The organism is Gottfriedia luciferensis, assembly GCF_002156865.1.
Taxonomy (GTDB): domain Bacteria; phylum Bacillota; class Bacilli; order Bacillales; family Bacillaceae_G; genus Gottfriedia; species Gottfriedia luciferensis.
Genome location: NZ_NCTA01000029.1, coordinates 21,397 through 33,717, shown reverse-complemented (window position 1 = coordinate 33,717; position 12,321 = coordinate 21,397). Strand labels below are relative to the sequence as shown.

Sequence of the window (12,321 nt, the reverse complement as noted above, 5' to 3'; positions counted from 1 at the left end):
GTGGGAGACTCCTATGGGAGTAGCGGGAAGGGTGAGACCCCGCAGGCTTGCCGAGGAGGCTCAGCTCACGCCCCATGGAAAGCGAGCATCCTGGAACGGAAATCAACCTTCTTTTTTAACAGAGCCCTATTTTTTTGAAATGTCTAAACTAAATCTAATGTAAATTTAAGAAAAAGTCTCTTTACAAATAGATTCTGAAGTTATATATTTACTTTTATTAATTCTATATTTTTATTTATAACCTAAAATTGCTTAATCTAAAAAGAGCGGGGGAACCATTTCTTATGGGGTGAATCCTTTTTGTAAAGGTAGGGGTATTCTTTAATCCCGAATCCGACAGCTAACCTCGTCAGCATTTAAAGAAAGGGGTTTATTTAGTATTTTTCAAACACTAAGTAAAGCTTAGTGTTTTTTTGTATGCTTTTTTAGGGGAAAAGGGGAGAAAATTCATGCATCATCCATCCGATTATATGGAAATTGGATTATTTATTTTAGCAGTTTTTGGTATTTGGTACTCAATTTCAAATTTTAACAGTGTAAAACGAGTGTTTATTGGAAGACCAATGAGAACTGCCGAAATTCATGCTCAACACAATAAGCTGATCTGGTTTATTGCTTTACCAATTCTTGCTGCTGATTTGTATTCATCAGTTTCTTACGGTCCAGAGGCAGGTATGACTGAACTTATGGGACTTGGATCAAAGGCTAGTTGGTATATTATACCGATAACAATCGCAACAATATTGTTATTAGGTTTATTAATTCTTTCCTATATAATGGGGATTTTAGCGTATCCAAGTGGTGGGGGAGCATATGCGATCGCTAAAGATAACTTTAAACCACGATGGGTTTCATTAATCGCTTCAAGTTCACTTCTAGTTGATTATATTTTAACAGTTGCCGTTTCGGTTTCAGCAGCACTGGAAGCTGTTTCCTCGGCATATCCAGCAGTTGCACCTTATGAAACTGTTTTAGCAATATTTTGCGTATTTATTTTATTAGTTGTTAATCTTCGTGGGGTTGCTGAATCGGCCAAAATTTTTGCGTGGCCAACATTTGGATTTATGATCTGTATGCTACTTTTAATCTTTACTGGATTCTTTGATGAGTTCCAAAATGGGTTTATACAGAGCCATACTCCGTCATTTGGAACTGTACCGCAAAACTTAAGTATTTTACTTGTTTTAAAAGCATTCAGTTCTGCATGTTCTGCTTTAACTGGTATCGAAACAATTTCTAATGCAGTGCCTGTTTTCAGAGAACCACGTCAACGAAATGCAATTAAGACGTATATCGCACTAGGCGTTATAACTTCAATAACACTTTTAGGCTTTGCTTATCATTTATATGTGAATGGGATTTCTCCAAATCCAAATGATACGATGTTATCTCAATTAATTAAGGTCTATTTTGGACACGGAGTCCTTTATCAAATCATTATCTGGTTTACTTTTATTATTTTAATTTTAGCAGCTAATTCAACTTTTACAGGATTTTCACAATTAGCTGCAATTGTAGCAGCTGATGGATTTTTACCTAGAGGTTTTACAAATCGGGGAGATCGATTAGGGTATTCAAACGGCATTATAGCACTTGCGGCAGCTGCAAGTATTTTAATCATAGCATTCCAAGCTCATACAAACGCTTTAATTCCTTTGTATGCTATTGGGGTATTTCTCTCATTTACAATTGCCCAATTAGGGTTAACAAGAAGATGGAAGCGGGTAAAAGGGCCGAATTGGCAAGTGAAATTAGCGATAAATATAATCGGTTTAATCGTAACATCTGTTGTTACAGTAATCTTTGCAGTTACTAAATTTATGGATGGCGCGTGGGTAGTTTTAGTTGTTATCCCATCAATCATCTTTTTCTCTTTAGCGATCTATCGACATTATCAAAACGTGGCAAGTGAACTACGTATTGATTTAAACTCATTTAAACCTGAAGCAAGTAAAGTTATTACAGTCGTTTTAGTTTCAGGTACGCATCGAGTTGTTCATAATACATTATCATTTGCAAAGGGAATATCTGAAGACCCCGTGGCCGTCTATGTTGGCTTTGATGATGAATCAATTGAAAGAATGGAAGAAAAGTGGGAAGAGTGGGGGAATCCATGTCGATTAGTTGTACTAAAAAACCAATATCGTTCAGTTTTAGCACCACTTTCTAGATTCATTAAATTAATCGAAGCAAAAGACCCGGATAGTCATATTCAAATTGTAATCCCACAATTTATTCCTAAAAAATGGTGGCATAATCTTCTTCATAACCAAACAGCACTTTTACTTCGCCTTTGGTTAATCAGACAGAAAGATGTAGTGATTACGACTGTTCCGTATCATTTAAGAAAATAGAATATCAAAAAGTTTGAATCTGAATTAAAAAAGGATTTTGTAAGCAAGGAGCATGAAATGAATAATTTCATGCTTTTTTTAACACATTAAGATAGTATAAAAAGGCTAATTGATTGAGTGGAGGCTAGGTCATGCCCCATGGAAAGCGAGTATCCTGTATCGGAAATCATCAACATTATTTTTAAAAGACCTTGAAGTATAAAACTTGCAAAACTTAGAATGATTCATTATCATTTGTATGTACAAACAAATGTAAAATAAAAGGAGAAAATGAAATGAAAACTTTAGTAATCGTAGCACATCCTAATATTGAACAATCAAAAGTAAATAAAACTTGGATGAATCGTCTTCAACAAGAAGACGTTACAATCAATAACTTATATGAAAAGTACCCACATTTCGAAATTGATGTCGAAAAGGAACAACAATTATTATTAGATCATGATCGAATTGTTTTTCAATTTCCTCTTTACTGGTATAGTACTCCAGCATTATTAAAACAATGGCAAGATTCGGTCTTAACATATGGTTTTGCGTATGGTTCAGAAGGTACTAAATTAAGAGGAAAAGAGTTTATGCTTGCCATTTCTACTGGTGGTCCTGCACAAGCATACCAATCAGGAGGCTTAAACCATTACTCGATGAGTGAATTGACTCGTCCTTTACAAGCTACAGCAAACCTATGCGGAATGCACTTTTTACCTTCATTCCTACTACAAGGAGTAATGAATGTGACAGAAGAAGTTCTTCAAGAAAGTGCAGAAGAATTAGCAGCATACGTTACAAACCCTAATTTACGAGTTAGTCGATAAGAATAGGAAAAGCAGGGAAAAGGATGCCTTACTCCTTTTTCCGTGTTCCTGCACTTAAAATTAGGAGATGAGCAAATGGAACAATACTTTAGTAACTGTTTATATTTTACTGCGAACCATTTAGCAAGATTAATGAATAAGATGGCTGAAGAGGAGTTTGCTCCACTTGGTATTTCTCCTACTTATGCATTTTTGTTAATGGCTGTAAATGAACAACCGAATATTACTCAAACAGAATTAAGCAATATCTTGCATATTGCTCCTTCTACAACAACAAGATTTGTAGAGAAATTGGAAGTGAAAAAGCTAGTAGAACGAAAAAGTGAAGGCAAATTAACATTAGTTAATTTAACAGAAAAAGGGATATTAATCCAAGACGAAATTAAGAAATGTTGGAAAAACCTTTATGGGCGTTATGTGGAAATACTTGGTGAGGATGTAGCAAAACAAATAACGCAACAAACTCTTCACGCTGCTACAGAAATCGAAACAACAAAATAGTCTATAACGAAAAGAGTCCTCTATGGACTCTTTTTTTTCGGTGTAGAAAACTCGACGTAGTTTCCAATTTTAGCAATTAAGTATAAATTCAACTAAGCCTCTGTCTCAGCCTTCGCCAATCAGCAAGTTTTCTTTATGGAATAAAACTAAAAAATTTTTTTTAACTCCTAAAACGATTGGTATTTCAAAAAATATTCTTAATATTAATGAACGAAACATACAATATATGAGGAATTAATTACTAAATTGATACCTTAAAAAGTAAATGATGAGGTGACACTATGTATTATGATCAGAATTATGGGATTACGCACATGAGGGATCAAAAATTAATAAGTAATGTTGAAAAAGCAATTAATGGAGAATATTCAGCAATTAGCTGTTATACAAAATTAGCTAGTTTAGCAAAAAAAGAGGATGAGCGTAAAACGATTTTAGAGATCAGAGAAGATGAGGTAAAACACTATCATCATTTTGTCTCGATCTATGTCAATTTAACTGGAAGGCAACCACATCCGAAAATAATAGAAAATTGTCCTGATAATTATATTGATGGACTAGAATTTGCTTTAAAAGATGAACAAGAAACTGTTGATTTTTACTTAAGTGTTTCAGATGGAACGTCGAATCAACTTATAAAAAATACCTTTAGTCGAGCTGCAAAAGATGAACAAAATCATGCAGTGTGGTTCCTTTACTTTTATACGAAAAATAGATAAAGACAGCAAGAGCAGGGGAGGCAGGTCATCTTAAAACGGCTATATTAAAAGAGGGTGTGGAGAAATGAATCTCTCTGGCAAAAGGAATAGTTTAAACAATGAAGAAGCTATATTACTTGCTGCATTTTGCTATCAGACATATGTGCTTTTTCTTAATGGGTCAATAACTTTACCAAAGGGTTACGAGTTAAAATATGTTATTCGTGCTGATGTAAATGTGGAAAATCCTACTAACGAAGTATTTGGTTTTATTGCTGAGTCAAATAAGAATATCATAATAGCATTTAGAGGATATGCATTATACCCCGCAGATCTTATTGCAGCATATGATATACTGCAAATTCCTTATCCTTATGTTGAAATGGGAGGTAATACATCCCGTGGTTTTACATGTATCTATCAATCAACAAGAAATAAATTAATGAAAGAAATAAACAAATTTCCGAAGCATAAAAAGCTATTTGTTACTGGACATAACTATGGAGGTGCCTTGGCAACATTAGCGGTATTCGATATTGTAGCCAATACAAAGTTTAAGGATGCTTTCGCATATACTTACGGTAGTCCTCGTGTAGGTGATCCTGAATTTACATTTCGATTTAATCAGTTAGTTAAAAATAGCAAAAGAATTGTTAATATCCACGACCCGTTTACAACTTTTCCAGAAAAAGTTTATCCTCCACCATTTACAGATCGTGGTCTATACTATCAACACGTTAACACAAAATACCCGATTTCATTTCAATTAAATGATACCCCACGAAATGATGGAATTGGGTGTTATTTTAAGAATCTTAGTCATTTGAATCGAGATTACTCTTCCAAATTATGTTCTGAGAATCCGGGTTTTTGTCCTGATTCTGAAATGTGTTTTCCATTTCAACGATCATGTAATTGTCCGAAACCTTGTATGTAAAAAGGTGGTGGTTAATATAAATTTCTCAATGGTTAACAATACATTTAATAGTAGAGATGCAATCTTGCTTGCTGCAATGTGCTATCAGTCAAATCAATTAATCGAAAGTGAGAACATGATATTACCTAAAAACTTTAAACTACGTCATTTGATTTATGCTTATGCTGGAGTTGAAGAGCCAGAGGCTGAAGTATTTGGTTTTTTAGCAGAATCAAAAGATGAAATTGTGATCGCTTTTAGAGGTACAGATTCTTTTAAAGATAATGAATCCGATCAGGATTTATATCAAGTTGACTATCCATTTGCTGAAAATGTTGGAAAAACGCATCGTGGTTTTACATGTATTTATCAATCCGCTAGAAATGAACTGATGAAAGAATTAATGAAGCTTTCAACTGATAAAAGAGTGTTAATTACAGGCTATAGTTTAGGAGGGGCATTAGCAGTTTTATCCTCTTTTGACATAGCGGTAAACACAGATTTTAATCATCCTTTTGTATATACTTTTGGTAGTCCGAGAGTGGCAGATCCTGAGTTTGCATATCGGTTCGATCAAAGAGTAAAAAATAGTGCAAGGATTTTCAATGTACATGACATCATTCCTACTTTGCCAGCAGAAGCGTATCCTCCACCTTTTACAGCTAAAGGATTATATTATCGGCATGTAAATAATAATTATCCAGTTTCTTTTCAATTAAATAGTATTGCACGTAATCATTACATTAGTTGTTACTTTAATACGCTCAGCAAGCTGGATCCTGAATTTACTTCAGCATTATGCGCTAAAAATCCTGGTTTTTGCCCGAATATAAAAATATGTACGCCTTTTAAAGGAGATTGCATTGAAAAAAGTAACTAATTTGAGATCGAACAATTGAAAAAAAGAGCACATCGATTGGTCGCTTCAATGAACAATCAGTGCTCTTTTTATAAGGGAGATTTATGGTAGTTTAAAATAACGATAATAACACGCCACTAATAGCACCTGTTAAAACGATGCTCCAAGGAGGTAGCTTCAAAAATACTAGCATACTAAATAGTATTGAAGTAAGAGCAAAGTCTTTTGGCGTTAAAACGGAACTAGTCCAGATTGGATTATAAAATGCGCTGATTAAAATTCCTACAACAGCAGCATTTACTCCAATAATTGCACCTTTCAGTTTAGGGTTTTGGCGTAAAGTATTCCAAAAAGGTAATGTACCAGCGATTAGAAGGAATGCAGGTAAGAAGATTGAAATCGTTGCCACTACTCCACCTTTCCATCCTTTCATAATCGTACCTAAATAAGCGGCAAAAGTGAATAATGGACCTGGTACAGCTTGTGTGACACCATAACCAGCTAAGAATGATTCTTTAGTAATTAAGCCTTTCGTTACAAATTCACGCTCTAGCAATGGTAAAACAACATGCCCCCCACCAAAAACTAATGATCCGGAACGATAAAAGCTATCAACTATTGCAATCCAAGTGGAATTAGTCATTTCACTTAAAATAGGCAAAAGAATAAGCAATGCAAAAAATAATGTTAAACAAAATAATGCAAAACCTCGTGAAATGGGAAAATCTAATTTAGCCTGATCTTTTTCTTCATATTGTTTATACAAGTAAAATCCAATAACAGCAGAAATCAAAATTGAGCCAATCTGAGATAAAGCAGTTTGCCAAAGTAGAGTAGAAATTAATGCAAATAATGCAATGAATTTCCTTTTTAAATCAGGTGTTAAGTTAGCAGCCATACTTAAAATGGCTTGTGCAACAACTGCCACTGAGACAAGTTTTAATCCATGAATCCAACCTTCATTCCCAATATGTAGTCCATGCATACTAATTGCAAAAATAATTAGCGCTAAAACAGATGGAAATGTAAATCCAATAAAAGAGACAATTCCCCCTAAAATTCCCGCTCTGAAAATGCCAATTCCAATGCCCACTTGGCTACTAGCTGGACCAGGTAAAAACTGACATAAAGCAACCAAATCAGCATAATCCTTTTCTTTTATCCAGTTTCTTCTATTTATATATTCTTCATGAAAATATCCTAAATGAGCGATGGGTCCACCAAAAGAAGTTAATCCAAGCTTTGTTGATACAATCAGTATTTCTAATAGAGATTTTATTCTATTCGTCTTAATTCGATTCATATTCCCCTCCAAATGCTCTGCTTATTCAATAGTACATTATTTTTCGGAGTTTAATCATCTGTAATCTAGTAAATTTACATAACCTTAATATTCAATGTTATTTAATAAGAATGAAAACAAGTTAATAGTACAAAATGCGTATTATGACGAGTTTATAAATGGAATATTAATCTTTTTATAACTTATTTTTATAGTTTTTCTTATTTTCCCCCAATTTTGAGTTAAGATATTCCTCAAATAAAGTTGGAGATTGTAAATAAAAAATTATAAATTACCTAGAAAAACCGAATGATTCTACATTAAATTTTTAAATACGACAATTCTTTTGAATAAATTATTGAATCGATAAGTCTTTTGAACTAGCAATGAATACTAGAATTTCCCCAATTTACTCCACAGTTATTTTTTTTAATAATTTAGGTACATAGTAGATTGTAATGAAGTAGGTCTTAATTAAATGAGAACTAGATTATTTAGTTGGTTCATTTAAATGATCATCACTTTTCATGAACACTTACATATGTAATAAAGAGACGCGGAGGTTAGAAATGGGGAGAAAGTCATATAATCGTAAAATTGTAAAAAGCTTATCTGTTGTAGCACTATCATCTGGTTTTTTATTAGGTTCACTTGGACATTCAAATTTTACAAAAGCTGCAGGGTATTCCAAAGTTGAAGACATACTATCAAACTTAACTTCGCAAGAAAGATCTGCACTAAACCAACTATCAACAAATGAAGTAACTGGACTTCAAATTTCATCGGATATAGACCAAAATTCATCTAAACAAGCATCAGTCATTGTAGAGTTTGCTAATAAACCAGTAAAAGTTGCTCAAATCGAAGCGAATCTTCAAGGGCAAACGATCTCTTCAACTGAAGCAGCAAATTTAATAGATCAAGATCATGACACATTCAATCAAGATGTAAATCAAATATTAATCGATGATAATAATAAAAAAGTAGATTATAAGATTACTCGCTCATATAAGAATGCGTTTAATGGTGTTTCGATGAGCTTACCTGCTAATCAAATAAAAAATCTATTAAAATCAAAGGCAGTTAAAACAGTTTGGAGCAATGAAACATTTTCAATTGAGCCACCTACTACGGATGATAATAAACAATTAAAAGCTGATGAGGCGAAAGTTGGAAACTATACACCTTATGATGAATTAGACCGTTTACATGATGAAGGGTATACAGGTAAAGACATAAAAGTAGGAATCTTAGACACTGGAATAGATTACAATCACCCAGACCTAAAGGATGCTTATAAAGGTGGGTATGATTTCGTTGACAATGATAATGATCCAATGGAAACAACTTATGCTGATTGGAAAAAATCGGGAAAACCAGAACTAAGTAATTCTTCACCTTATTATACTGAACATGGTACACATGTAGCTGGTATTATCGGGGGACGTGGCGAATCAGATAGTGATTTAAAAATGGTAGGTGCAGCACCAGATGCTGATATTTACTCATACCGCGTACTTGGACCATATGGTAGCGGAACAACTGACGCGATTATTGCTGGTATAGATAAAGCAGTAAAAGATGGTATGGATGTAATTAATATGTCTCTAGGAAATACACTAAATGACCCACTATATGCAACATCAGTTGCTGTAAACAATGCGGTATTAAGTGGTGTAACAACAGTTGTAGCTGCAGGAAACAGCGGAGATCGAAATTATACATTAGGTTCACCAGGGGCAGCTGCATTAGCTTTAACAGTTGGTGCATCATCTGTTTCACTTAATGCATTTCAATATGCTGGAATACAAAACGGCAAAAATTATACTGTAAGAGAATTAGCAAGAAATTATTCAGATGACCTTACTCAGCTAAAAGGAAAGACATTCCAACTTGTAAACGTTGGATTAGCAGGTACTGCATCTGATTTTAACGGGAAAGATTTAAATGGAAAAATTGCGTTCATTAAACGTGGAACATACGCATTAATTGATAAAATAAAGAATGCTAAAGCAAGGGGTGCTGTCGGTGTATTAATGTATAACGATGAAGCAAACCAAGCAGAGGGGCCAATTAACGCATTAATCGGCGAATCAATTGATGCAGTGCCTTCATTTACGATTTCGAATAGTGACGGACAAGCAATATTAGCTGCAATGAATGCCGGTAATACAAGCTTCACATTTGGCGATTATTCAAAAATTCAAACGGCTAGCGATGAATTAGCAGGATTCAGTTCAAGAGGTCCATCACGTGTAAATTATGATATTAAACCAGAAGTAACAGCACCTGGTGTTGCAATAATGTCAACAGTACCGTTTTATGTAAATAATAAAACAGTAGATGGGACTGGGACTCATACTGAAGACTATAAATATGCATATGAGCGCTTATCTGGTACGTCAATGGCAACGCCGTTTGTAGCAGGTGTATCGGCATTATTATTACAGTCAAACAAAGATTTACAACCTGCTGATATTAAATCTATTTTAATGAATACAGCAGATCCTTTATCAAAAGCATATAGCGTGTTTGAAGTTGGAAGTGGACGTGTCGATGCATACGAGGCAATTCATTCAAATGTAGAATTTCAAGTAGTGGATCAAACTCCTACATTAAATGGTAAAGGTAAAGAAAAAACAATGAAGGAATTAACAGGTGGCATGAGCTTTGGTTCATATGGATTTGATGATCAAGATATTTCAGATGAACGGACGGTTACTTTAAAAAATAGAAGCGAAAAAGCAAAAACATTTACTGTGAATGTTAAATTCCAAACAGGCTTAAGAGGATCATTAGATGCAGCAAAAAATAATGTAACATTAAATGGACCAAATTCTGTTAAATTAAATGGCGATAGCTCAAAAAATATTAAGTTTAATTTAAACATACCTAAAACTGCAGAAAAAGGAACATATGAAGGATATATCGTCTTTACTAACGATACTGATCCATCAGAAACTTACCAAATCCCATTTGGCGGACGGGTCGTAAATGAAGGGATTGATAAACTTGCACTAAGCACTCAAATGTATTCTGGAGATACTTCAATAGTTGCAAATGCGATACCGTATATTTCATTTAATTTCTCTTTAAAATCGCATATGAAATATGTAGACGTAGTATTACAGGATGCAACAACGGGTGACGATATTGGTTTCCTTGGAACATTTGATGGACGCGTAATCAATGAAAATGTCGCATATGGAATTGCTAGTGGTTTTTCTGGAGCTTATTTCCCATTAACTGGTGATCCGAAAAATCCTATTGGTAATTCAATTGTAATGGCTAAAACAGGTAAATATAAATTTAAATTAATTGGAACAAATAATGATGGTAAAACTTTCTCTAAATCAGTTGATTTTATGTATGAAAAAGGTGCACCAATTATGACTTCAAGTTTTGATTCTTTAGAACAAAAAGTAATTGAATCGAAAGATAGTCAATTTGATTCAAATGGACAATATTTATATGATTTTACTATTCATTTAAATGATCCAGAGACTGATGAAGCGAAACAATTTGGTTTACCAGTGGATCAATCAAGTAATCAAGTTATTTCTCAATACGATAGTCCATATTTTGCTTCACCTATTAATACTGATAAAAATGGAAATTATCATGATCAAATTTTAGTGAAAAAACGATCAACCCCATTAAAAGTGCAGTTTTATGGTATGGATGCTGCTCGAAACTTTACTTCAGACTTATCAACGATGGAAAGAGTTGTGTTTGTGTCAGATTCGTATCCGTATTATTACTTAAAGGCAAATAAACGAACTGCTTCATCTGGTGATACAATTAATTATTCAATTCGTTCAAATAACATGAAAAATTTAAAAACAGCTAAACTGACAATCCCAGTTCTAATGATGGATGGAAAGGAATTGGCAACGATTAAAAATGTAGTCGTAAACGATGCTGTTAAGCAATATGGAGATGCTCAAGTTAATGTATCATCATTAACTGATGGCAATCAAACATACTATACAATTACGTTTAATTATTTAGGAAATAAATCATTACCAGAAGATTTACAACTAGTTAATTTTGATTTAGAAACAGCCAAGAAATATGCTATTAATTTCCCAATCAACTGGTACAATATGGAGTTTACAAGTTCAACAACGGATCAATCAAATGTTGTAACGAATAACGTTTATACTTATGTAGATGCATTCCATTTAAAACAAACTTTAACAAGATTAGAGGGAACAATGAAATTAGAAGGTACAATTGATCCTACAACGAACCAAACAAACTGGGCGATTAACCAACAAAATATTGGTGCAAAAGTAACTGTTACTTCGACTGATGGAACTGTTTCAGATGCTCAGTTTACGAATAAAAATGGAAGTTATGTGATTGATGGTATTAAACCTGACAGTAAGCCTTCAACGATTACGGTTGATGTACCAGGACATTTTACAATGAAAAAGTCTTTAGTGTTGTCAGATGAAGTTCGAGGCGAAGCACAGGGAAGAAGACTAGGGTTTAACTTAAACCAAGCAAAAGCTGGAGACACGAATAAAGATAATGTGATTGATCTTTTAGATGCGTTAAATGTCCAAAGATATTGGGGGACAAATAAATTAGGTTGTGATTTGAACTTCGATGGTGTTGTGAATAAAAAGGATATGGATTATATCGTTAGGAACTACAGTATTCAGAACGATACTGTTCCAAATCCACCTAAGGCTAAGACAACTTATAAAGGTGTAACTTTAGATGATGTTTTAGCACAATTGGGATTAAAGTAAAAGGTGTAATTAATAAGAGAAAAAGTATAGCAATACTAAAAACTATCAAACAATTGATTTTAATTGTTTGATAGTTTTTTTTTGAAAAACGAAAATTTTATTTTTTGATTTTTTCGACTAAAAAACCTCAAATTCCCCC

8 protein-coding genes and 1 riboswitch are annotated in these 12,321 nt (G+C 33.6%); of the genes, 7 read left to right on the top strand and 1 reads right to left on the bottom strand.

Annotated elements, in window-relative coordinates; genetic code table 11:
* The first annotated feature begins 239 nt into the window (after positions 1-239).
* Positions 240-371, top strand: a riboswitch (cyclic di-AMP (ydaO/yuaA leader).
* A 78-nt stretch (positions 372-449) separates the two neighbouring features.
* The 6 genes from B7R67_RS16565 to B7R67_RS16540 all read left to right on the top strand — a co-directional run bounded on the left by B7R67_RS16565 (position 450) and on the right by B7R67_RS16540 (position 6,161).
* Positions 450-2,354: an APC family permease gene (locus B7R67_RS16565; protein ID WP_088072099.1), complete on the top strand. Its 1,905-nt coding sequence runs from the start codon at positions 450-452 to the stop codon at positions 2,352-2,354.
* A gap of 275 nt (positions 2,355-2,629) precedes the next feature.
* Positions 2,630-3,166 carry an NAD(P)H-dependent oxidoreductase gene (locus B7R67_RS16560; protein ID WP_088072098.1) on the top strand — a complete coding sequence of 179 codons (537 nt, stop codon included), beginning with the start codon at positions 2,630-2,632 and terminating at the stop codon, positions 3,164-3,166.
* Positions 3,167-3,241: 75 nt separating this feature from the next.
* Positions 3,242-3,667: a MarR family winged helix-turn-helix transcriptional regulator gene (locus tag B7R67_RS16555; protein WP_088072097.1), complete on the top strand. Its 426-nt coding sequence runs from the start codon at positions 3,242-3,244 to the stop codon at positions 3,665-3,667.
* Positions 3,668-3,948: 281 nt separating this feature from the next.
* Positions 3,949-4,386 (top strand): ferritin family protein, encoded by a 438-nt coding sequence (locus tag B7R67_RS16550; RefSeq protein ID WP_088072096.1) that lies wholly within the window; start codon positions 3,949-3,951, stop codon positions 4,384-4,386.
* Positions 4,387-4,450: 64 nt separating this feature from the next.
* Positions 4,451-5,302 (top strand): lipase family protein, encoded by an 852-nt coding sequence (locus tag B7R67_RS16545; RefSeq protein ID WP_088072095.1) that lies wholly within the window; start codon positions 4,451-4,453, stop codon positions 5,300-5,302.
* Positions 5,303-5,330: 28 nt separating this feature from the next.
* Positions 5,331-6,161, top strand: a complete 831-nt coding sequence (locus B7R67_RS16540; protein ID WP_088072094.1) for a lipase family protein — start codon at positions 5,331-5,333, stop codon at positions 6,159-6,161.
* A gap of 91 nt (positions 6,162-6,252) precedes the next feature.
* Here B7R67_RS16540 and B7R67_RS16535 read toward each other — a convergent pair whose 3' ends face one another.
* Positions 6,253-7,443 carry a chromate transporter gene (locus B7R67_RS16535; protein WP_088072093.1) on the bottom strand — a complete coding sequence of 397 codons (1,191 nt, stop codon included), beginning with the start codon at positions 7,441-7,443 and terminating at the stop codon, positions 6,253-6,255.
* Between the two features lie 548 nt (positions 7,444-7,991).
* Here B7R67_RS16535 and B7R67_RS22775 point away from each other — a divergent pair.
* Positions 7,992-12,182: a S8 family serine peptidase gene (locus tag B7R67_RS22775; protein WP_088072092.1), complete on the top strand. Its 4,191-nt coding sequence runs from the start codon at positions 7,992-7,994 to the stop codon at positions 12,180-12,182.
* Positions 12,183-12,321: the final 139 nt, after the last annotated feature.

Coding starts and splice junctions, on each gene's coding strand:
- B7R67_RS22775 (WP_088072092.1), top strand. CDS start 7,992: ATGGGGAGAAAGTCATATAATCGTAAAATTGTAAAAAGCTTATCTGTT.
- B7R67_RS16540 (WP_088072094.1), top strand. CDS start 5,331: ATGGTTAACAATACATTTAATAGTAGAGATGCAATCTTGCTTGCTGCA.
- B7R67_RS16535 (WP_088072093.1), bottom strand. CDS start 7,443: ATGAATCGAATTAAGACGAATAGAATAAAATCTCTATTAGAAATACTG.
- B7R67_RS16560 (WP_088072098.1), top strand. CDS start 2,630: ATGAAAACTTTAGTAATCGTAGCACATCCTAATATTGAACAATCAAAA.
- B7R67_RS16555 (WP_088072097.1), top strand. CDS start 3,242: ATGGAACAATACTTTAGTAACTGTTTATATTTTACTGCGAACCATTTA.
- B7R67_RS16565 (WP_088072099.1), top strand. CDS start 450: ATGCATCATCCATCCGATTATATGGAAATTGGATTATTTATTTTAGCA.
- B7R67_RS16550 (WP_088072096.1), top strand. CDS start 3,949: ATGTATTATGATCAGAATTATGGGATTACGCACATGAGGGATCAAAAA.
- B7R67_RS16545 (WP_088072095.1), top strand. CDS start 4,451: ATGAATCTCTCTGGCAAAAGGAATAGTTTAAACAATGAAGAAGCTATA.